The sequence below is a fragment of the Streptomyces sp. NPDC026417 genome (assembly GCF_055567695.1).
This window is the reverse complement of record NZ_JBVHPY010000040.1, coordinates 1-22,251: the sequence shown is the minus strand read 5'-3', so window position 1 is coordinate 22,251 and position 22,251 is coordinate 1. Positions and strand designations below refer to the sequence as shown.

The 22,251-nt window shown below is 70.0% G+C and carries 16 protein-coding genes and 2 pseudogenes; 10 read left to right on the top strand and 8 right to left on the bottom strand.

Going from position 1 to position 22,251, the window contains the following annotated elements; all coding sequences use genetic code 11:
• The first annotated feature begins 38 nt into the window (after positions 1–38).
• The 7 genes and pseudogenes from ACZ4NT_RS36265 to ACZ4NT_RS36235 all read left to right on the top strand — a co-directional run bounded on the left by ACZ4NT_RS36265 (position 39) and on the right by ACZ4NT_RS36235 (position 7,189).
• Positions 39–362, top strand: a complete 324-nt coding sequence (locus ACZ4NT_RS36265) for a WD40 repeat domain-containing protein (protein ID WP_467729543.1) — start codon at positions 39–41, stop codon at positions 360–362.
• Complete coding sequence (locus tag ACZ4NT_RS36260; protein WP_467729541.1) at positions 362–790, top strand: hypothetical protein; 429 nt, start codon at positions 362–364, stop codon at positions 788–790. Before ACZ4NT_RS36265 ends, ACZ4NT_RS36260 begins: the two co-directional genes overlap by 1 nt.
• A gap of 171 nt (positions 791–961) precedes the next feature.
• Positions 962–4,054 (top strand): NB-ARC domain-containing protein, encoded by a 3,093-nt coding sequence (locus tag ACZ4NT_RS36255; protein WP_467729539.1) that lies wholly within the window; start codon positions 962–964, stop codon positions 4,052–4,054.
• 103 nt (positions 4,055–4,157) lie between these two features.
• On the top strand, positions 4,158–4,829 hold the full coding sequence (locus tag ACZ4NT_RS36250) for a hypothetical protein (RefSeq protein ID WP_467729537.1): 672 nt from the start codon (positions 4,158–4,160) through the stop codon (positions 4,827–4,829).
• Positions 4,826–5,158: a hypothetical protein gene (locus tag ACZ4NT_RS36245; RefSeq protein ID WP_467729535.1), complete on the top strand. Its 333-nt coding sequence runs from the start codon at positions 4,826–4,828 to the stop codon at positions 5,156–5,158. The genes ACZ4NT_RS36250 and ACZ4NT_RS36245 overlap by 4 nt, the downstream gene beginning before the upstream one ends.
• Positions 5,157–5,327 (top strand): annotated as a pseudogene (locus ACZ4NT_RS36240) (aminoglycoside phosphotransferase family protein); the annotation flags it as partial. The gene ACZ4NT_RS36245 and the pseudogene ACZ4NT_RS36240, both read left to right, overlap by 2 nt.
• A gap of 389 nt (positions 5,328–5,716) precedes the next feature.
• Complete coding sequence (locus ACZ4NT_RS36235; protein WP_121408832.1) at positions 5,717–7,189, top strand: VCBS repeat-containing protein; 1,473 nt, start codon at positions 5,717–5,719, stop codon at positions 7,187–7,189.
• A 356-nt stretch (positions 7,190–7,545) separates the two neighbouring features.
• Here the strand turns inward: ACZ4NT_RS36235 and ACZ4NT_RS36230 are convergent.
• The 3 genes and pseudogenes from ACZ4NT_RS36230 to ACZ4NT_RS36220 all read right to left on the bottom strand — a co-directional run.
• Positions 7,546–7,808 (bottom strand): annotated as a pseudogene (locus ACZ4NT_RS36230) (hypothetical protein); the annotation flags it as partial.
• A 742-nt stretch (positions 7,809–8,550) separates the two neighbouring features.
• A complete protein-coding gene (locus ACZ4NT_RS36225) occupies positions 8,551–9,291 on the bottom strand; it encodes a dienelactone hydrolase family protein (protein WP_467729532.1) in 741 nt (246 codons plus the stop codon).
• Between the two features lie 744 nt (positions 9,292–10,035).
• Positions 10,036–11,484, bottom strand: a complete 1,449-nt coding sequence (locus ACZ4NT_RS36220) for an FG-GAP-like repeat-containing protein (protein ID WP_467729530.1) — start codon at positions 11,482–11,484, stop codon at positions 10,036–10,038.
• A 282-nt stretch (positions 11,485–11,766) separates the two neighbouring features.
• Here ACZ4NT_RS36220 and ACZ4NT_RS36215 point away from each other — a divergent pair, with 282 nt between their 5' ends.
• A complete protein-coding gene (locus ACZ4NT_RS36215) occupies positions 11,767–12,432 on the top strand; it encodes a hypothetical protein (protein ID WP_467729528.1) in 666 nt (221 codons plus the stop codon).
• A 239-nt stretch (positions 12,433–12,671) separates the two neighbouring features.
• A complete protein-coding gene (locus ACZ4NT_RS36210; protein ID WP_467729526.1) occupies positions 12,672–14,126 on the top strand; it encodes an FG-GAP-like repeat-containing protein in 1,455 nt (484 codons plus the stop codon).
• Between the two features lie 269 nt (positions 14,127–14,395).
• Here ACZ4NT_RS36210 and ACZ4NT_RS36205 read toward each other — a convergent pair whose 3' ends face one another.
• From ACZ4NT_RS36205 to ACZ4NT_RS36185, 5 genes are all read right to left on the bottom strand, one after another.
• Positions 14,396–14,890 carry a hypothetical protein gene (locus ACZ4NT_RS36205; RefSeq protein ID WP_467729524.1) on the bottom strand — a complete coding sequence of 165 codons (495 nt, stop codon included), beginning with the start codon at positions 14,888–14,890 and terminating at the stop codon, positions 14,396–14,398.
• A 135-nt stretch (positions 14,891–15,025) separates the two neighbouring features.
• Positions 15,026–15,364 carry a thioredoxin family protein gene (locus ACZ4NT_RS36200; RefSeq protein WP_121408827.1) on the bottom strand — a complete coding sequence of 113 codons (339 nt, stop codon included), beginning with the start codon at positions 15,362–15,364 and terminating at the stop codon, positions 15,026–15,028.
• 251 nt (positions 15,365–15,615) lie between these two features.
• Positions 15,616–18,435, bottom strand: a complete 2,820-nt coding sequence (locus ACZ4NT_RS36195; protein ID WP_467729521.1) for a protein kinase domain-containing protein — start codon at positions 18,433–18,435, stop codon at positions 15,616–15,618.
• 139 nt (positions 18,436–18,574) lie between these two features.
• On the bottom strand, positions 18,575–19,762 hold the full coding sequence (locus tag ACZ4NT_RS36190) for an FHA domain-containing protein (protein ID WP_467729519.1): 1,188 nt from the start codon (positions 19,760–19,762) through the stop codon (positions 18,575–18,577).
• 287 nt (positions 19,763–20,049) lie between these two features.
• Positions 20,050–21,033, bottom strand: coding sequence for a BtrH N-terminal domain-containing protein (locus ACZ4NT_RS36185; protein WP_467729517.1), 984 nt, complete (start codon positions 21,031–21,033; stop codon positions 20,050–20,052).
• Between the two features lie 455 nt (positions 21,034–21,488).
• On the opposite strand from ACZ4NT_RS36185, the gene ACZ4NT_RS36180 reads away from it, so the two are divergent.
• The gene (locus ACZ4NT_RS36180; RefSeq protein ID WP_467729515.1) at positions 21,489–22,157 is read left to right on the top strand and encodes a hypothetical protein; all 669 of its coding nucleotides are present in this window, start codon (positions 21,489–21,491) and stop codon (positions 22,155–22,157) included.
• The last annotated feature ends 94 nt before the right edge of the window (positions 22,158–22,251 follow it).

Sequence of the window (22,251 nt, the reverse complement as noted above, 5' to 3'; positions counted from 1 at the left end):
AGGATTTCCCAGCGGGGGCGGGCGGAGCCGCGTCGTGAATGGGTTCGTCTGCTCGCGAGGTCACAAACGCGCATGGTCTCCCACAGCGTAGGCCCGTACAACGGAATTGTCGGCGGGACATGATGACTCTCCGGCGACGGAGCGGGCCCGCCGCCGTCAGCCGCTACCAGCGGACCGGGACACTCCGGACCTCGCGAATGATGCCGGGGGGATTCAGCTGCCGGTGGGTACCGACTGGCTGTGCCGCAGCCACCACTCCCACCGTTCTGACCGGGCATACCGGCCGGGTGCGGTCGGTGGCGTGGTCGGCGGATGGCCGACTCGCCACCGGTGGCGACGATGGGTCGGGCGACTGCGCCTAGTGGGCGAGGGAGTGATCGCCCTGCAGACGATGCACTGGCCGGACGAAGTCCGCTCCCGGCAGGAACTCGCGCCCAAGCCCGTGGAGATCTCCGAGCAGGAAGCCGTGGCACTGATGGAAGTCATCGGTGAGCGGCATATCAGCGAGTTCCACGACGAGTACCGCGAGGCGCTGGAGCAGGTCATCGAGGCGAAGGTGGAGGGCAAGGCGCCTCCGCAGCTGCCTGAGCAGGCGGAGCCGGGGGGCAAGGTCACGGACTTGATGGCGGCGCTGCAGGCCTCCGTCAGCAAGGCCAAGGAAGCCCGCGGCGAGGGCGAGGACGCCACCGTCCACGACATGCCGGCGACGAAACCACCCGCCACCAAGAAGACAGCGGCCAAGAAGACCGCGAAAATGGCGCCCGCGAAGATGACCCGCCGCACTGCCTGAGCCCTACCACCGAACCGTCCGCCCTGCGCTGTCACAGGACTTGGAAGGGGTGGTGCTACAGCCAGTTTCCGGGGGCGGGTGCTGATCGTGAGAAGTGGCTCTCGACGGTGACGGCCGCGCGTACGCTCCGTGCAGGCGTGGTTTCGGGGGGCGATGATGCGTACGTGGGTTTTGGCGCTGCTGGCGGCGCTATGCGGCCTTTCCGGGGCGCTGCTGGGGCTTTCCGCCAACGCGGCCACCGGGGACGAGAAGTGGCCGGGGCCTCTCGATGTGCTGCGGGCCCACGCATGGCCAATGACCGGTGTCCTGGGAGCCACAACGGTACTGCTCGCCGCGGTGGCGATCATGGTGGAGCGTCGGCCCGAAGCCGCAGTCCGCAATGACCCCGCCCCACCAGCACCACCGCCGATTCCCGGACACTTCGTGGCCCGAGAGCAGGCCCGTGATGTGGTCAAAGGCGTATGCGCGAAGGAGCGCCGCAGCCAGGCCAGCGGAAGCACGAATGTGGGAATCACTACGTCCGTGTGGGGGGCGGGCGGCTTCGGTAAGACCACCCTCGCACTCCACGTGTGCGGGCACCGGCAGGTCCGCCGCCGCTTCCGCGGCCGCGTCTACGTCATCACCGTCGGCCGTGACGTGCGCAGCCGCGCGGAGATCGCCGCGAAAGTCGCCGACGTAGCTGCCCTCATCACCGGTGACACGGCCACTCCCGCCACCGACCCCGACGCAGCCGGAGCCCACCTAGGACGACTGCTGCAGGAACGGCCGCGCACCCTCCTGGTCCTGGACGACGTGTGGGAAGAACGCCAGCTCAAACCGTTCCTCATCGGCGCCCCACACTGCGTGCGGCTGATCACCACTCGCAACAACCACTTGCTGCCGGACGGCGCCACCCGCATCCACGTCGACCAGATGACCCCCGAGCAAGCCCAGCAGCTCCTCACCCGCGGGCTGCCCCGCCTACCCGCCCAACTTGTCCAAGACCTGCTGCAGGCCACCGGACGCTGGGCTCTCCTCCTGCAACTGGCCAACGGATTGCTCACCCGTCACGTCGACGCCGGCACCGATGCACTAGATGCGGCCGAAGACCTCCTGCAGCAACTCCGCCAACGCGGCCCGTCGGCGGCGGATGCACCCTCCGGCAGCTGGGACATGAACGACCCTGACCTGCGCAACCTGGCAGTCGAAGCCTCCGTCGAGGCCTCCACCACCCTCCTGCCCGCCGGCGCCGACACACGCTTTGGCGAACTGGGCATCTTCGCCGAGGACGAGCCCATCCCCCTCACCTTGGCCGCCGCGCTCTGGCACACCACCGGCGGCCTCACCCTCGCCCAGACCCGACTCCTGTGCCAAGACCTCGCCCGGCTCTCACTGATCACCTACGACCCCGCCGCAGGCCGCATCGGCCTCCACGACGTCGTACGCGACTACCTGCGCTCCCGCACCAACCCCAACACCCTGCGCCACCTGCACACCGCACTCATCGACAGCACCGCCGCCACCCTGCCCACAACCACACCCCTGGCACCAGGGACACCTCACCCGGACCGCGCCTGGTGGCAGACAACCGAGGGCTACCTCCTCGACCACCTCATCACCCATCTCCTCGCCGCCGGACAAACACAGCGCGCCGAAGCCGTCACCGGCGACATCCGCTGGATCGAAACACGCCTTGCTCAGCACGGCCCCAACGCCCCATGGCAAGACCTCACCCGCATCAACACCCCCCACAGCCTCGACCTCGCCCACACCCTCGCCCAAAACGCCCACCTCCTCATCCCCGTCCACAGCGCGCCCGAATACACCGGCATTCACCAGCTCCACGCCCGAATCCACCACCACCCACACTGGCGCCCTCAGATTGAAGCCCGCCGCATCGATCCTCAACTGCTGCCCTGTCTGGTGCCCCGCTGGCCACTGCCCGACATCACCACCGCGCAGCGGACCCTTACCGGGCGCGCCGACGTCGTGGAGTCGGTGGCGTGGTCGGCGGATGGCCGGCTCGCCACCGGTGGCGACGATGGGTCCGTGCAGGTCTGGGATGCGACCGCAGCCACCTCCACCGAACTGACCGGGCATACCGGCCAGGTGTGGTCGGTGGCGTGGTCGGCGGATGGTCGGCTCGCCACCGGTGGCCACGATGGGTCGGTTCGCGTCTGGGATGCGACCGCAGCCACCTCCACCGAACTGACCGGGCACACCCGATCGGTGTGGTCGGTGGCGTGGTCGGCGGATGGCCGGCTCGCCACCGGTGGCCACGACGGGTCCGTGCGGGTCTGGGATGCGACCGCAGCCACCTGCACCGAACTGACCGGGCATACCGGCCAGGTGTGGTCGGTGGCGTGGTCGGCGGATGGCCGGCTCGCCACCGGTGGCCACGACGGGTCGGTTCGCGTCTGGGATCCGGCCGCAGCCACCTCCACCGAACTGACCAGGCACACCCAATCGGTACGGTCGGTGGCGTGGTCGGCAGATGGCCGGCTCGCCACCGCTGGCAACGACGGGTCGGTTCGCGTCTGGGATCCGACCGCAGCCACCTCCACGGGCTTGACCGGGCGCCCCGGCGTCGTGGAGTCGGTGGGGTGGTCGGCGGATGGCCGGCTCGCTACCGGTGGCGACGATGGGTCCGTGCAGGTCTGGGATGCGACCGCAGCCACCTCCACCGAACTGACCGGGCATACCGGCCCAGTGTGGTCGGTGGCCTGGTCGGCGGATGGCCGGCTCGCCACCGGTGGCGACCATGGGTCCGTGCAGGTCTGGGATGCGACCGCAGCCACCTCCACCGAACTGACCGGGCATACCGGCCCAGTGTGGTCGGTGGCCTGGTCGGCAGATGGCCGGCTCGCCACCGCTGGCGACGACGGGTCCGTGCGGGTCTGGGATGCGACCGCAGCCACCTCCACCGAACTGACCGGGCATACCGGCCAGGTACGGTCGGTGGCGTGGTCGGCGGATGGCCGGCTCGCCACCGGTGGCCACGACGGGTCCGTGCGGGTCTGGGATCCGGCCGCAGCCACCTCCACCGAACTGACCAGGCACACCCGATCGGTGTGGTCGGTGGCGTGGTCGGCTGACGGCCGGCTCGTCACCAGTAGCAACGACCAGACAGTACGCGTATGGGATGCAACGCACGCACACGGTGACGCCCTAGCCGTGTTTCGGGCGGATGGGCTTCTTGGAAACTGCGATTGGTCACATGATGGGAAAACTGTGGCCGTGGGGAGTCCACAGGGAGTGTACGTGCTGGACCTGTTGACCTCGTGAATGCGCGCTCGAGTTTGGCCTCCCGCGGTTTGACACTGGGCTGCGGCGCGTATTCGGCGCCTGGGCAAACGCCGAAGCCGCCCGCCACCACCTGCCCGGCGGGGTGATCCCACCCGACACGCACGGCGCGGTCGGCACGAGGCGCTTCCGCCGCACCCTGGCCTGGCACATTGCCCGCCGCCCGGGCCGGCTGGTCGCCCTGGCCATCCAGTACGGCCATCTGCGCACCGCACTGGTCTCCGAGGGCTACGCCGCGCGCAGCCGCGACGGCATCCACGAACTGATCGACATCGAGACTGTTCGCGCTGTGGCCGACACCGTCGCTGACCTCAACGACGACCTCGAGGCCGGCGGCGGCCTCTCCGGCCCGGCCGCTCGGCGCGCCATCAAGGCCGCCGCCCGCGCCCCGCGCTTCGAGGGCACCGTTATCAACGCCACCACCGCACGCCGCCTCCTCACCAACGACGACGCCATGCTGTACGACAACCCCCAGGCGCTCCTGCTGTGCCACTACAAACGCGAGCAGGCCCTGTGCCACCGCACTGGAGTCCGCGATTCACCGCAGCTCGATCTCTGCGTGCCTGGCTGCGGCAACATCGTCCGTACCGACCACCACGCCACAGCGCTGCGCGCCCGCGCCGACACCCTCGACAAACAGGCCACGCATGTGCCCCAGCCGATCAGCGACCGGCTACGCGACCAGGCCGACCGCCTGCGTGGCGTCGCCGCTACCCACGACCGCACCCGGATCACCCGGAAGGACACCGCCCTGTGAGCGGAGCAGCAGACGAGCGCGACCGCATCCGCGCCGCCATGGACCGCATTCTGACCGGCCGATCCGAGCGCTCCAACGGGGCCCTGACCATTGTGGCCCTCGCCATCGAGGCCGGCGTCCCCCGCAACGCCCTCACTCAGCGCCACCTCGACCTGAAGAACGAGTTCTATGCCAAGGTCAAAGAGCGTGGGCAGCCCACGGACGCCGAGACACGGCTCCGCAAACAAGTCGTGCGGCTCAAGGAACTCCGCGGGAAGGATAAAGCCGAGCTCGAACAACTACGCGCCGACGTCGCCGGTCTCGTCCGGGTGGTCAACCAACTGACGTGAGGAGCACCTCGGTGACGTGGTCGCCGGCTATGGCACCGACGTGGACCTCGACGTGATCCGCGGGTGGTGGTCGCTCCGAAGCCTGATGGTGGTTCGCTGGCTGGGCGAGCACGGCTTCGACCCGTTCGCGGCGGGCTGTGAGGTCGATGTGCTGAGATCCCGGATGTGAGGCTGCGCGGGCCCGCTGGCTTGAGCCCCATCGATCAGGCCATTTCATCGGACGCACCGCCTGCCCCGACTCCCGACAAGCTGCCGTACGGACCCTTCGCCAGCAGATGACGGCTCAGCCGAAGACGCCGAACGTGTGGTGGGGGTCGTGGTGGATCTCGCAGTGGGTGCGCAGGCGGCGGAGTCGACGTGGCAGCGCGACCGCTCCTTCCACGAGCCAGTGACGGCCCCCCGGGGCCGGAGCGGGGCCCGGCGCCGTGTCGGGCGACGTGGGGCCTCTGTGGCCGGGCGAGGGCCTCGTACACAACCATCTGCCATCGGCGTGTGTCTGATGAGTGAATCGCATCTCGCGTGCACGTGTCGTCATCGTGCGCGCTTCAAGGAGGAACCGTGGGTATTCGCCGTCCGGCCGTGTCGACCGCTGTGGTCGCCGCTCTGATCGGATCGTTCAGCGTGCCGTTCGTGGCGGGGACCGCGTCCGCGGAGGACGGCGCAACCACCGTGCGGGAGGATTTCAACGGAGACGGCTACCAGGACGTAGCCGTGGCCGCTCCCGGTGGGAAGGTCGCCGGCCATACGTGGGCCGGTTACATCGCGGTGACCTACGGTTCGGCGCACGGCCTCGACCCCGCGCTGACCACGGTGATCAACCAGGACACTCCTGGTGTGCCTGGCGTGTCCGGAGACAACCAGGTCTTCGGCTACGCGATGATTCCCCGCGACCTGGACGGTGACGGCCTGACCGATTTGGCCGTGGTCGCGCGCGACAACCGTCCGGAGGACAACGTCAACGGATCGGTGATCGTCTTGTGGGGCCGGAAGAGCGGCCTCTCCGGACAGGACGCGGTCCGTGTCGCGGCGCCGGTCAACGCCCAGGTCGGCGACGACATCACCGCCGGCGACTTCGACAGCGACGGGCATGTGGACCTGTTCATGGGCAACGGCGAGGAGTACGACTACCACGACGTGCTCTACGGCCCCCTGGGTCGAGACGGCAAGCCCGCCCGTGAGCAGCAAATCCTGGTCTACAGCACCGACAACACGATCAACTCCACTGCGGCCGGCGACTTCAACGGCGACGGCGTCGAGGACCTCGCGACGTTCTACGTCTATGAGAACCACGCCGAGGGCGGCAAGCTCTGGCTGGGTACCAAGGACGGACTGTCCACGGTCCCGCAGCGGTTGAACTCCTCGTCGAGCACCGCCGTCGCCGACTTCGACAAGGACGGCTACGCCGACCTCGCGAGCAGGGTCTTCCCCAACGGTGACACCGAGACCGAGGAAGACACAGGCACCGTCAAGATCTATTTCGGCTCGCCGTCCGGGCCCAGCCAGACCCGGACGCGGACGATCACGCAGAATACGGCGGGCGTGCCCGGGGTGAGCGAGAAGGGCGACCAGTTCGGCGGAAGGCTGAGCGCGGACGACGTGAACGCGGACGGATATCCCGACCTCGTGGTGGGAGTCCCCGGCGAGGCGATCGGCTCGAAGAAGAAGGCCGGCGCGGTGGTGCTGCTCAAAGGCGGAAAGAGTGGGCCCACCGGCACGGGCGCGCAGGCTTTCCACCAGGACACCACGGGAGTTCCGGGCGTCGCGGAGGCCGGCGACGTGTTCGGCGGTTCGACGCGGTTGCTGGACGTGACCGGCGACGGCAAGGCGGACCTGGTCACGGGGGCTCCCGGGGAAAACCTGGGCAGTGTCGTCAACGGCGGCGCCGTATGGATGTTGCGGGGCAGCACTTCCGGCTTGACGGCCTCGAAGTCGCTCGCGCTGAACCCGTCGGACATCTCGGCACCGTCAGCTGCGGCGCTCTTCGGCGAGAACCTGAGCGGCGACAACGACCCGAGTGTGTGGATCCCGTAGCGTCGGCAAGCCGGAGTCTGCGCTCTGTGGCCCGGCATGTCGGTTAACACCTCGCGGGTGGCCGGCGCGGCCATGCAGGACGACCCCGCCGTCGTTCGCGATGTGGGCTCAACGCCGCCTGGCGGCACGCCAGTTCGTAGGCGTCCCCCCAATGAGTGGGTCCTGCCCTCGCTGAGGTCCGGCTCGGCCGGGACCACAGCCGGCAGGATCTGCACTCGGCAGTAGCTGGTGGTGGCGTGCGGCCGGGGTACCTCGCTCAGGATCCTCCTGCCCGGATGAGGTGGGCGGGGCGACGGGCGGGTTGGGGCGAGGGAGCCGGTCGGCGTCTTGCATGTGGTGGGGGCGTCCCGGAGGACCGCCGACCGGCCCCGGATACCGCGCAGCGGCACGATCTGCCGCAGCGTCGGGTTGGCCCGCCGGTAGGCCGCGACCAACTGGACCCGGCCCTCCAGCGGAAGACTCCAGGACCGGCCGGGCCGCATGGCGTCGGCACCTATGCGGCGGAGAACTGTCATCAGTTTGGGGAAGCCGTGCGAGCTCACCTGGTGAACTGGGCTATCGAAGACGACTCCGACACCGCGGTCGCAACACCATGGCTGTGATCACCTCTACTCGGCACGGGTCGACCGTGGGTTCCGTCACCCCCACTCCGACCTGTCGGCAAGACGGCGGTACCACCAGAGCTGCGTGCGCCACTGGCGCCGGTGTGCGAACGGGTCCGGCAGAGTGCGGCGCAAGAACACCGCATCCAAAGGCTTCACGAGCCGGCCGAGCTCGGCACGGGCTCGTTCCGGCAGCCTCTCCATGACCTCATCCAGCACGTCGCGTGCGTGCCTGACGTCGTCGAAGGAGCACCAAGTGCACGCGCAGTACGACTCCCGCGGGTACAACGGACGTCTGCCCGGTGGGTTGAGGAAATCGCGGTACCGCCGCAACGCGTAGGAGGTGGCACCTGGGTGGATGTAGAAGCCTCCGCTCAGGTACTCGATCCGGTGCACGGCCAGGCTCGCCTGGGTGGAGAGTCCATGAATCCGGAACGGTGGGGTCGGCCCCCAGACGCGGGAGGCCGTTTGTTCAGCGCGCAGTGCGCGTGGCCGTCTACGCGGCATCGGCCTTTCGACACGTGATCATGGGAGCCATGATGCCAGGCGCCCATGTCCTGCTGCACCCGGTTTCCCGCGTCGGTCACAGCGACAAGAGGCCATGCGGCAGGTGCGGGACACCCCTTGGTGTGGGCCCCTGCCGAAGTTTCGGTAGGGGCCCACGGCGTGGACCTGCGGAAGGCCGAATCCGGATTCGACGACTGGCAGGCAGGGCGACGCCGGCTAGCGGCTGCTGCCTGCCTGCCTGACGGACCGGCCCTACTTCAGATGTCGCGTGAAGAACTGCACCGCGGCGTTCCCCGCGACCTGCGGGACCCCGGTGTGCCCGCCGAGATGGGCGTGCAGGGACTTGTCCTCGGAGCCGAAGGCGTCGAACAGGTCCAGGGCCGCCTGCCGGTCGTTCCCCTCGTCGTCCCACTGCAGCAGCACGTGCAGCGGAATGGTGACCTGCCGCGCCTCCTCGAACACGGAGCGAGGCACAAAGCTCCCGGCGAACAGAACGGCGGCCGAGATACGAGGCTCGACCACCGCCAGCCTGATGCCGATGGAGATCACTCCGCCCGAGTATCCGACCGGGCCGTCGATCTCGGGCAGTGAAAGGAGGGCGTCCAGGGCGTTCTGCCATTCCGGGACCGCCCTGTCGACCAGGGGGAGGACGAGGGCGTCGATGATGTCGTCGCCGACCGGCTCGCCGGCCTGCACCGCCTGGCGCATGTCAGCGCGTGCCTGCTCCATGGCCGGCCAACGGGGCCGGTCCCCGCTTCCCGGAAGCTCGATGGTGGCCGTGGCGAACCCCTCCGCCGCAGAGCTGCGGGCCCGGCTCACCAGACGGGGGTACATCTTGCCCAGCCCGAGGGGAGGGTGGCCGAGCAGGAGCAGTGGCACCGGTGCCGACGTGGATGCCGATGCGGGCTCCCACAGGATGCCGGGGATCTCACCGAGAGTGAATCGGCGTTCGAGGACACCGTCGTCGAGGCGCTGCTCGGAAGTGAACTGCATGGTCGTGCCTTTCGGGAGTGCACTGAAACGGCGCTCCCGGACGACCTGCCTATCGCCCGACCGCGACCCCGGAGGGGAGCACCCATGTCGATACTGCGTTCACGGGTACCACCTCCTCGATCTCTCGCACGGCCTCCGGAAATGTAGCAGCGGTCGCCCTCGTCCGGCCAACGGGTTTTCGGGGCACTCGGGCTTCGCGGGGCGCGGCTGAGACGACCTTGCTTGCCAGGGTTCACGTGTAGGCGACGGTCATACGCCTCATTGGTGATCGGAAGGCTGCCGGGCTCGGTCTCGACCTGCGGTGCCGTGGCACCCCGACCGTTCTGGCGCTGAACGGTCAGGCCGCCTGGTCCTGGCCTGCGCACGAAGCTGCCTTCAAGGTCCCCGTCCCCGCTGCTGCGCTCCTCGGACTCGCCTTGCGGCCCGACCTGGAAGCGAGGTGGCCGGCACCGGCCCGCCGAGATGGCGCCGCACCTCGGGGTCGGTCCGGAGCCGCGGCCGCACGGGTACGTCGGCGGGCTCGGTGGGACGCGGGAGCAGCCGCGGAGTGCCGAGCGACACCGGCCACGAACCGGGAGGGAACGGTGAGGGAGTGAGGACATCCCACCGACCCCGGCACGTCGGGCCGCGCGGAGGGCGTGATCACCGCGCAACCCGCCGCGTGTCGGCCCGGGTTGGAACCGCAAGGGGGCGCGTCCCGGCGGTACGCGCACCCAAACGCCCCCCTTGCCCGAGCGTCCGGGATCAGCCGCTGATCGGCGCGCCGAACTCGGGGTACCAGTCCTCGCCGGTGGCGAGCCGGATGGTCTCCGCACTGAAGCCGACCCCGCGGGTGAAGGTGATCCGCACGCCGTCGCCGCGCAGCGAGGTGAGCGCGCCGTACCAGCCGTTCTCGCCGGGCGCACCGACGGCCAGGTCGAGCCGCCCGTCGCGGTCGGTGTCGGCCAGCGCCAGCGCCTCGCCGAAGGAGTCGCGGGACTCCGCGACGCCGGGCACCCCCGAGGTGTCCTGGTGGAAGGCGTATGAGCCGGTGCCGGTCAGGCCCTTCGCGGAGCCGGGGAGCACGGTGACGGAGCCGGTGAAGCCCGTCAGGCCCACGCCCTCGTCGACGGCGCCGGTGGCCAGGTCGGCCCGTCCGTCCCGGTTGACGTCGCCGAGCTCGACGGACCAGCCGAAGCGGTCGCCCTCCTCGACGACCCCGGGCACCCCGGCAGTGTCCTGCGTGATCACGACCGCCCGTCGACCGTCGACGCCCTGCGCCGAGCCCTGCAGCACGGTCACGCTGCCGCCGTCCCGGGCGCCGTACACCTCCTCGCGCCCGTACGGCTGCCCGGACACGACGTCGCCGTGGCCGTCGCCGTCCACGTCGCCGATGGCGAGGGAGAGCGCCGGGGGCAGGTCACCCGCCGCGCGGCGGTTCGCCGGGACTCCGGGGGAGAGGTAGAGCGCCCCGCCGGAGCCGCTGAGCGGGTTGGTGACGGCGGCCAGGTCGTCGGTGCCGTCGCCGTCGACGTCCCCGGCGGCGAGCGCGGTGACGCCGGCGCCGGTGGCGGGCATCGCCGACGCCTCGAAGTCGGAGAGCACGAAGCCCATTTCGCCGGACTGGCCTGTGCTCCGGTTGAGGTAGAGCCACAGGTGGGTGCCGCTGCCCGTGCTCGCCGCGATGTCGGCATGGCCGTCCCCGTCGAAGTCCCCGGCGGTGACCGCAGTGCCGAATCCGGTCTGCTCGATGCCCAGCGGCTGGCTCAGCGCCCCGCCCGCGCCGAGCCCCTTCGGGCTGCCCCACAGGACCGTGACCGTGCCCCAGTCGTCACCGCGCGGCACGTCTTCGCCGGGCGAGCCGACCGCGAGGTCGGTGTATCCGTCCTTGTTGAAGTCCCCGGCCGCGGTGGACGCGCCGAAGCGGTCGAACGCCTCGGCGTTCCCCGGCACGCGCGGTGTGTTCTGGCTGATGATCGTCGTCCGCGAGGACTTGATCCCGGCGGACGAGCCGTAGGTGACGACGACGGCCCCGGCCAGTGTGCGTCCGTCGATCGCCGCGTCGGGCGCGGAGACGGCGAGATCGCCGTAGCCGTCGCCGTTGAAGTCGGCGGAGGGCGTCGGTGTGAGGGCGTGGGCGGCAACCGGGGGCAGAAGGACGGAGGCCGCGAGGGCGGCCGGCAGCGCGGCGCCGGCGACGATGAGTCTTCGCATGACACGGCAGACCCGTCCCCGGGGCCGATGGTTGTACGGGCGCCGGCCGGGTGCCGGACGCGCCCGGGCGTGGAGCGCCCCGGCGAGAACTCTCGGAACCGTGGCCTCCTTCCGTGGGGCTTGCCGGCAGGAGTCAATCGCCCGTGCGCTCCACGGGCGAGGGTGGCGGTAGTGACACCCCCTACCGGGTGTCCAGGCCCAGCGACCGGACGGGCTGTGAGCGGCAGGATTCACGTTGCCAGGTCAACGAGGATTCGATGCACGAACTACAGGGGGACACCCATGCCGGAGATTGTCGCGAAGCGACTGACGAGCCTTGCCTGCATCGCCGCCGCGGTCGCCTTCATCGTTGAAGTGCCCCTCTATTTCGTCTACTCCGGACCGCCGCCGGACGCGAACGTGCTTGCCAGGCTGTTGATCGGAATCCTCGCGCTGACGTTTCTGATCGTCTTCGTGACTGGCTTCCGTGAGCTGGTCAAGAGGACGAACCCCGCCTACGAATGGGTCGGCACGCTGGTCTTCGCCGCGGGGCTGGTCTACGTGACGGTCACCCTGGTCTCCAGCGGACTGGAAGCCGGTGCGGTCATCGCCGCCGACCAGCCGATCGACCCGACCATCACTGTCAGCGGTACCTACATCCTCTACGGGACGATCAACCGCCTCATGCTGGCCCTGCTCCTGACCGCCGTGGGCTACGTCATTCCACGAACGAGCCTGCTGCCACGCTGGACCGGCCGCTCCGCCTGCCTCCTGGCCGCGGTCAATGTGCTGTTCGTACCGTCCCTGTTCTTCGGCAACACCCCTTCGCACTTCTACGCGGCGAACGGCTGGGGCACAACTGCCCTGATGGGCGCGGTTTTCAGCTCCTGGTTGCTGGCCCTGGGCATCTCCCTCCACCGCAGCGCCACGCGACATGGACCGGCCGGCTCACCGGCTCCGCAGAGGTGAGACGGGCGCGATCTCCTGCGGGCCGGTGATTCCGGCGGGCCTGGAGACTCTGGTCGGGCCCGCCACCCGTCCGGGCCGGTTCTCAGGGCATGCGCACCGGCCCACCAGCAGCATCGGTCTGCGCCCACTTCCGCAGACGTGACTCTTCCTCACCTGAGAGGGCAGCCGCAGTTCCCGTACAACCCTTGAGGCTCATGAGGCGTCCTCTCAAGGGCCACACCTGTCCCGGAGAGGAACTCATGTCCCGCCCCCATCACAAGCGTTCCCGACGTCCCGTCGTCCTGGGCGTCGGCGTTGTCGCGGCTGCCCTGGCCGGCGGCCTGCTGCTCACCCTGCCCGGCGGCGCGAGCGCCGCCCCCTCGGGCCTGGCCGACGACTTCAACGGTGACGGCTACCGCGATCTGGCGACCGGCGCGCCGGGTGCAGTCGCAGGCGGGAAGGCCAAGGCGGGCGCCATAGTCGTCAACTACGGCTCCTCCAGCGGTATCAGTGCGGCACGTCGCAAGACGACCTCGCAGAGCTCTGCCGACGTGCCAGGCGCTTCGGAGACCTCCGACCGCTTCGGCACCGAACTCGCCCATGGCGACCTCAACAACGACGGCTACGGCGACCTGGTCGTCGGCACCCCGCTGGAGGACGTCGCCGGCGACACCGACGGCGGCTCCGTCACGATCCTGTGGGGCGGCTCGTCCGGCCTGTCCGGCGGCACTACGCTCAGCGACCCGAACGCGTCGGGCCACGACCGGTTCGGCCAGTCCCTGGCCGTAGGCGACTTCACCGGCGACGGAAAGGCCGATCTGGCGGTCGGTTCCACCGGCAAGGACGTGTGGATCCTCAAGGGCGGCTTCACCAAGTCCGGCGGCGCGGCAGGCAAGCAGCCCCTCGACGCGCAGATCGAGTCCGGGGCCTACCCCAGAGGAGCCGTCCAGTTGGCTGCCGGGGACTTCGACAACGACGGTACGGATGACGTGGTCGTGGGATCTTCCGCGGGCAACTTCGTCTACCGGGGCGGCGTGAGCGGACTCACCCTGCAGACCGAGGCGGGCGAGGGGTATGCCGGCGGGCTCACCGTGGCCGACTTCGACCGCGACGGGCACGACGACCTGGTCGTCGGCTCCGACTTCGTCGGCATCGGCCAGCCGGCCAGGGGCGGCTACGTCACCGTGTACTACGGCGGAGCAGCAGGGGTCGACACGGCCCGCAACGCCGTGTTCAGCCAGGACACCGCCGGAGTGCCGGGGGAGGACGAGGACAACGACTCCTTCGGCGGCGCAGTCGCCGTCGGCGATGTCAACGGTGACCACTATCCCGACCTCGCCGTTGGCGCGGTCTTCGAGAGCATTGGCTCCGCGGACCACACAGGCAACGTCTGGGTACTGCGGGGCAGCGCTCAGGGACTGACGGGGACGGGCGCCCAGTCCTTCAACCAGGGCACCGCCGGTGTCCCGGGTGCCAACGAGCCCTCGGACATGTTCGGCGACGCCGTCCACCTCGCCGACCACAACAAGGACGGCCGTGCCGAGCTGTCGGTGGGTGCGGGCGGCGAGAACAGCGACGACGGCGCGATATGGGTCCTGCGCGGCTCAGCCACGGGAGTGACGGCCACCGGCGCGGTGAGCTTCGGCGCGACCTCGGTGGGCATCGGGAACGCGGGGCAGGATCCGATGTTCGGGGACGTCATGTCGGGGACCTGATGACTCGGCCAGGCAGCCGGCAGGGGCGGCGGCACCGCGAGTCCCTACGGCTGCCGCCCCGGTCGTTCGGACGTATTCTGAGGGTGCCCCCCCCACCACCCGGTTGCTCGGATACGCCGTCGAAGCTGCTCGTCCGCCCGTACCCGGCGTGGTGTCGGATCTGACGGGTGCCCCCGTGTCCTACGGGGAGCTGCGACAGCCGGACCACTGAATGAGCAACTGGCCTGCTCTCGCGACGGAGCAGCCGCACCCGTCCGGCAACGTTCGTGCTATTCGACTCCGTTGAGGTGCTTGCGCGCTGCCAGGGTGAAGTCGACGATGCTTTGATCCAGGTTGCGTAAGGCCTGGCTGGTGTCATCGGGAGCTTGCACAGCTTCCACTTGTCTACGCAACTCGCCGGCAGCGAGGCTTACGTGGTCCGGTCCCTCGAGGTCAACAATTGCGGCGGCTTCGAGAACACGATCCGTGGGTACGGCTGCGACCCGGGTGCGCGCGGCGAAGTTCATAATCCACGTCGTTTGAGCGCTGGGAGCATACGGGCTCGGCTGCTGCCTGCTCGCCCATTCCTCTGCTGCACTCCGGTGATAGTCCCTGGCCGCTGTCAACAGGACTGCGTAGGCGTTGCGTTGGTGCTCGCGGCGTACGGCGTCGACCGCTCCGCGGTGGGTGCCTCGGGCTTGAAGCCGTCCGGCTGCGTAGGCGGCACCGGCCGCGATGACGGCGACAGGTGCACCGATGAGGGCAGCCGTGATGGCGGAATCCATGACCTTGGATTGTCGCGCGTTCCGTTCCGTGGCGCTGCGAAATTCGGGTGAGCAGTGGGGAAGCCGCCGGGGGAGTGCTCGGTAAGGCGCTTGTCCTGATTCCGTGGAGACTCCATGATTCGCCGGGGCGGCCGCTCAGAGCCGGTCGTCCAGGATCTGTCGTAGTTCCGCGCTGGTCATGAGTCCCGTGCCGTGCGCCACCACCTCTCCGTCCTTCAGCAGACGGCAGGACGGCGCTTCGGTGATCCCGTACCGCTGGGTCGCGGCCGGACAGCGCGTGATGTCGGTGCGGACGGCCGTGACGCGGCCCGCGTATTCGTCGGCGATGCCACCGACGACGAGGTCCATCGCCCGGCAGGGATCGATGGCCTTGGGCCATGTCCCGGTGAAGTAGGCGAGGACCGGGAGTTCGCTCATCCTGAGGATGAAATCGAACTCCGCGTCCTCACGGGGTTGGTGAACCGGCTTCGCCATGGAAGCTCCTGACCTCGCGTTCCGTCATTCCGGTCCCATCTTCCCCTGCCGTTCCGGCGGCTGGTCCGGTCGGTCGTGTCCTGGGCGTCCAGCGCGTGGACCAGGGCCTCCAGGCGTTGGCGAGCCCAGCGCCGTCGCCTGCTGACCGAACGGGCGCATGACCGAGCCCGCCGCGGCGGCGCGCGACCGAAGGGTGGCTCAGGCTCGTCGGGGCCGTCTCCAGGACGCGGGCCGGCCGAGACCACACGGCGTCACGACCAGGCGCGGCGCAGGCGCCTGGACAGGCGGGACACCAGAGCCGCGCCGGGGTGGTCGGCGGCGAGGCGTTCGATGTGCGGCAGGGCGGACCCGTCACCGCTCTCCCGGGCCCAGTGGTACCACTCCAGGGCCTCGCGGTGCTGCCCGCGCTCCTCGTACACGCGTGCCCCCTCCAGCATGGCGCCGGTGTTGCCCACCTCGCCGGCCTGCCGGAGCCAGGAGAGCGCCGCCTGGACGTGATCCTCGCTGCCCAGCCGCAGATACGTCCGGGCGACGGCACGCATGGCCTTCGAACTGCCTTCGCCGGCCGACTGCAACTGCGCCTGCAGTTGAATCTCCAGCTGCTTCTCGTGCTGGTCCCGGCTGTCGACGGTGAGTCCGAGCTCTGCGAGCGCCCGGATCGACTGCGGGTCGCCGTCCTGGGCCAGCTTCCGGTGGAGCCGCACCGCGCGCTTCCTGAATCGTCGGCGTTCGTCCGGGCTGTCGGCACTGGTGCTCAAGGCCAGGCAGAGCCGGGCGGTATCCCGCTTGGACGCTGTGTCGCCCAGTTCCTCCGCCGCCTGGGCGTAGCTGTTCAAGGCCAGCTGCAGACGGCCCTGTTTCTCGTACTCCCTGGCCGCGTTGCGCAGCACGGACACGTTCGTCCGGCCGGCCGCGGGCTTCTTGGCGGCGCCGGCGCCCTGCCGGCCCACCGCGTTGCCGTGGTCGGGGACGGTCTTCGGCGGAGCCGAGGTCTTCCTAGGGGCCTGGCCAGGGTTCTGCTTGGCCGGCGGGGCGGTAGTCGTAGGAGATGCTGCGGGCGCCGGCGCACGCAGCTTGGTCCGCAGGTGCCCCACTTCCGCGGCCACAGCCTTGCTGCCCGTCCCCATGGCGCGGTCCAGCCACTCCATCGCTCTGTCCGGCTCGTCCGATGCCATCAGGGCGCGAGCCATCTGGACCATGCAGTGTCCATGGCCTTTGTCGGCTCCGGCCTGGAAGTAGTGGAGGGCGTCCGCGCGGCGGCCTTCACGCGTCAGCATGATCCCGGCGCGGTGCATCGCCTCCACGTTGCCCGCGTCCGCCGCCCTGCGGAACCACTCCACCGCCTCGCCGCGGCGGTTGCCGTCCTGGGCGAGCAGGTGTCCCGTCATGTACATGCCGTAAGGATCGTCCGCCTGGGCGGCCCGCCAGAACCAGACCAGTGCGTCCTGGTCGCGCTTCTTCTGCTTGTACCAGTTCGCGAGGGCCAGTACGGAGGAGAGCTGTCCCTCGACGGCGGCGGACCGGTGCCGGCGGAGCACCTCCTGCTCCGCCGCGGACATCGGCCTGCCGGCGGTCGCCTTCGCTCTTTGTCCGCCGGCCGAGGCGGCCGGCGTGGCCGGACCCTTGGGCTCCTGTTCGGCCGCGGTCCGGGCATGCCTGTCCTGCTCCTCCGCCCGGAGTTCGGCCAGCCGTGTCCTGGCGAAGGATTCGCCCGCCTCCGCCGCTTTGCGGTAGAGCGGGAGCGCTTCGGAGCGCCGGTCTGGAAAGTGCTTCTCGATCAGCTGGCCGGCTTCCCGGGCGGCCGTGGCATTGCCGGCGTCGGCCGCGCGTCCGTAGCAGAGCAGCGCCGCTTCCAGGTCGCCGGTCTTCTTGGCGCGTACTGCCATCTGGCGCATGGCTTCTGCGTCGCCCGCCTGGGAGAGGGACCGCAGCCGGGCATCGAGGCCCTGGGTGCCAGGAGCGGCTGCCTTGCCCGGAGTCGGGACTGCCGGACGCGCGGTCGCCTCCGTCTCGGTCGCCGCCCGTGCCCCGGGTGCGGGCGCCAGCTCCCGCTCCCGAAGGGGCCGGGCTGCGGGTGAGGACCTGACCTCCGGCGGGGTCGGTTCGATGGTGAGTCCCAGGGCGGTCCGGTCCGTCGCCCGGGCGCCGTTGCCTCGGGGGCGCAGCGGCTGGTCGATGTCGATGGCGAAACGGGAACGCCGGTCGATCGTGGCGCGCAGGCCCGGGGGCAGCCAGTCCCGGGCCTGCGGCGACGCGTCGGCCGCCAGCAGGTTCGCGATCTCCGAGGGGGAGGGCCGGTTGCCCGGTTCCGATTCCAGGCACGGACGGACGACTTTCTCCACCGCGGGCGGCAGGCCGTCCAGTGAGGGCCTGCCGGTCAGGATGTTGGCGGCGATCTCCATGGCGGAACCCGTCCCGAACGGGTGCCGGTTGAGGGCGGTGTAGGCCAGCACGACCCCCAGAGCGAAAACGTCGCCGGCCGGCCCCACGCGCTCTTCCCTGAGCTGCTCGGGCGCGGCGAAACTGGTGGTCCGAGGGCTGGCCCCCGTACCCGTCAGGGTCCTGCCGTCAGTGGGGGAGAGGTGCCGTGCGATGCCGAAGTCGATGACGTATGCGCCGTCGGCGGCCAGAAGGACATTGGCGAGTTTGAGGTCGCGGTGGACGAGACCGGCGTCATGGATGCTGCGCAGGGCGCCGACCAGGCCGGCCGCCAGCACCCGCCAGGTGCGCATCGACAGCGGGTTCCCGCAGTGGTCGAGTGCCTCGGCGAGGTTCACCCCCGCGATGTACCGGGAGGCGAACCACGGTTCCGCGGCCCGCGTGTCGAAGTCGACGACCTCAGCGGTGTGCCGTGGATCCACCGCCTGGGCCGCCTCGACCTCTCTGGCGAAACGCCTGCGGAACCGCTCCGCGTTCTCCAGCAGGCACTCGGGCCGGATGGTCTTCAGCGCGATCGAGCGGCCCCTGCCCGTCCGTGCGAAGTAGACCTTCCCCCAGCCGCCCTCACCCAGCAGCGCGAACAGTTCGTGTCCGCCGATCCGTTCCGGATCGCCGTTCCGCAGCGGTTCCACCAGCCCCCCGTCCCACTCGTGGCCTGTCCCGACCCCGTCCTCGTATCCGCTCCGGCCGGCCGCGCCGTGCAGTCCTCACCGGCGGCACAGGACCGCCCCGCTGCAAGGCCGTCTCGGGCGCCGGAAGGCCACCGCTGCCTCAGCCCGAACTCGTCAACTCGTCGCCGTAGCGCGGTTTCTTGGGCGGTCTTGCGCGTACGCCTTCCGAGCGCTCCTCCGGCCATCGCTGACCGCTGCGACGCAGTACCACGCCCGGGACCAGCTCGATCTCGTCGTCGGGCCCGAAGGGGCGTGGCGCCGTCCTGCCGGGTACCGCGGTGGCGCCGGAGGCGGGGCGTGGCAGGGTACGCCAGGCGGTGGGCTCGCCGCCCGGCCGGACGGTGCGCACCCTGCTGCCGGCCGAACTGGTGTCGACGACCCGCAACGCGCCTCCGCCGCAGATCAGCAGCAGATGCTCCCGGCTGATTCTTCGCCGCTGCTCCGCGGCCAGCCAGCGGTCCTCGATCCGGGCGAAGTGACCGCGTCCGAGTACGAACTCCCGGTCCCGCCCGCCTGGGCCTTCGGTGACGTTCTCCCAGGCGCGGCAGGTGCCGTCCACGAGGATCTTCAGTTGGATACGGCGGCGGCGCGGGCCGCTGTCCCTGAGCAGCGTCCGGTGGGCGCGGCAGACCACCTTGCCGCCCTGGATCGCCGGGCTGGGAAGGCAGTCCGGACGCGAGCAGTGCCAGGACCGGCCCAGCACGTCCGAACGGGGCCGGCCCCTGAAGTCCAGCAGGTTGCGGGCCTTGAGCGTGTCCCGCTCGCCCTCCCGGGAGACTTCCCGGTCCGCGAAGACGCGCATGTCCCGCAGGACCAGCCGCACCGGACCGCCCGCCACGCGTTCGGGCCGCAGGAAGTGCTCGCGGTCGCCCTGCACCCACGGGTGCTCGCCCCGGTGCCCCGTGAAGTTGTCGCTGCTGATCACCCTGGTGCCGAACGCCCTGGCGTGGTCGAGGAGATCCGGATCGGCCTTGTCGATCGCGGCGATCAGGCCGCGGTCCCGCCATTCTCTCAGCAACGCGCCCTCGGCGGGGTCGCGGAACTCACCGTCGTGCCGCGGGTGCAGCAGACTGTTGTCCGCGATCGCGTGGACGGTGACCTCCGGGTCGCCGGTGGACTCGTACAGGGCCCGCAGGACCAGCCGTAAGCGGCGCAGCTCCCGCGCGGATCCACCGCCGAGCGCCCGGTCCCGGACGACGTTGGAGAGGTCGACCAGATAGTTGGCCTCCTGCGCCGCGCCCAGCAGATGGCGCTCCATGCGGCGCAGCGCCGCCATGTCGCTCGTCACGCCTCTCGTCCCCCACAGCTCCTCGGCGCACCATGCGTGGAGAGGTTAGCGTTCCGAGCGCCCGTATGGAGTGATATCCGGCATTCCCGCAGGGCGGTCCCAGGGCTCCCGACGGTGACGGAGGCTGCCACTCGTCGTACCGCATCCACGCGTCAACGACGAAGTGGCAGGTCGCACCCAGACGTCGTCATCCCCACTACGACGACTGCTTGTAGAGGATGGGACGGACTGGATCAAGCTCGTGTTCGCTGATCGCTCACCAGCTCCAACGCCCTGTCAGCGCGCCTCTAGAGCAGGCTGAGTGCCTGCATCGCAGCGCGTTCGATGCGCGAGAGCTCGTGGAGGACGGATGCGGCCTCGGTGAGGTTCTTCGCCTCGCCGGACTCGCCTGCCGCCGCGATGAGTTCGGCCACCTGCGTCCAGAGGATGGCGGCCTCGCTGTACAGGCCGTGGCCGGTGCGCAAGTGGCTGCTGTCGATCAGCCGGGTGCACTCGGCGAGGAAGTCCCGGTAGAGGTTGCGGAACAGGGCGCCGCCGGTGCCCGCCCTCTCCATGAGGACGGCGGCCCGCGGCAGGTCCTCTTCTGGATCGTTGCTGCGCTGCAGCCACTTCGGTACCTGCTGAGCGGTCTTCTCGATGCCCCGGTAGCCCAGATTCGCGATGGGCGGATTCAGGAAGGCGTCGGCGCAGGTCCTGATCGCAGGGATGATCGAGTCCCGCGGCGTCCTGGAGCCGCTGGGCACCGTGATGGTGAAGGAGCGGTGCCTGGCGGTCATGGGGCCGCGCTCGGCCCTGGCCCGGGCCAGGCTGGCCAGGCCGGTGGTGACAGCACCGCCCTGCGCGTCGGTGTCCACCAGGTAGGCGTCATGCTCGTCGTAGCCGTACATGGCCACGACGTGGCCGCCGAAGTGCACCTTGGTGCCGAAGTACTCCAGGTGGTAGCTGTCGAGCTGCAGCGCAACCGGTCGGCCGACGTCGATGGGTGCTGCCACGTTCTGCCAGACCTTCCGCGGCGAGGTGGTCTCCTCGACCAGCAGCTCGAGCCCGAGGCCGGCGGCCAGGTTCCTGGTGAGCTCGAACGGCTTGACCCGGCCTCCGAGGAAGGGGAAACCCATGCCTTTGCTGTCCCAGTAGATGAAGGACAGCCCGGAGCCGAGCCCGAACAGCATGGGCTCAGACATGTCGAGGCCCTCATGCCGTAGCAGCACGCCCAGCGCCGTCGTCTCGCAGTGCTGCGTGCCGCGAGGCTCCACGTCTTCCACCATGGTCATGCCGCTCATTCTCCTCCCTCACCCCCGCCTGGCGTGCCCCCGCGGTGACGGTACGGGGCGGCGCTGCGCAGCAGAGGGCGCACCACAGCGGACACGCGGGGCCGATCCTCCCCCTCGCCTCCTCCGTATCCGATCCGCCGCTGTCCCGGGCAAATTGAGGGTCGGTCGGGTCAGTGATGCATCGTTCGACAGGCCGGCGCCTACGACGTTGCCCTCGACGGCACTCGATGGGGGACCTGACCGGCGCTGAACATCCTTGAGAGAGGCGCACCGCGCACCAGCCCGCAGGACAAGGACACTGACACCCATTCGGATCACAGGATGCTGGGGCGTTTCCCGTATGCACTACCGCAAGTGGCACGCGGACTGTGGACGGCTGACGGTAAGCCATGTCGCTACGCGTGAAGAGCCGACGAAAAGAGTTGGCCGGCGTAGTGGACGGAAGGAAGCCATCGATGCGCTCTGCCCGCATTCTTTTTGCCGCCACCGCAACTGCTGCCACTCTGGCGATCACCGCACCCGGTGCCTACGCCCTCTCCGCAGGAGACTGGGACAAGGACGACTCCTCGCACAGCACGGAACGGAACCACGACAAGCCGCACGGCGGCATGCACACGGGCTCCGGCGCCCTGTCCCTGAACGACGGCGACGGATGGTCCAAGGAGCACGACGAGGACGGGGGCAAGCCGCACGGTGGCATGCACACCGGTGGTGGTGCGCTGTCCCTGGTCAACGGTGACGGATGGTCCAAGGAGCACGACGAGGACGGGGGCAAGCCGCACGGCGGCGTGCACACCGGTGGTGGTGCGCTGTCCCTGGTCAACGGTGACGAGTGGTCCAAGGAGCACGACAAGGACGGCGGCAAGCCGCACGGCGGCATGCACACCGGATCCGGCGCCCTGTCCCTGGTCAACGACAACGGCTGGAGCAAGGACGAGCAGAAGGAGGAGGAGGGCTACACGCACCAGAAGCCCGACCACCAGAAGCCGACGGGCGGCATGCACACGGGCGGGGGCGGTCTCGCGAGCAGCGGCACGAACGTGACCGGTGGGGTCATGCTGGTCGGTGCGGCGGCTGCGTTCGTTCTTTACCGACGCAAGAAGGCCGCCGGTACGACGGCCTGAGGCAGGCCGGACGTGGGGGCCGCCCCACCCGGATGGCGGCCCCCACGTCCCGGCACCCGCTCGCCTTGCCTCCCAACCCGTCTCGCGAATTCGA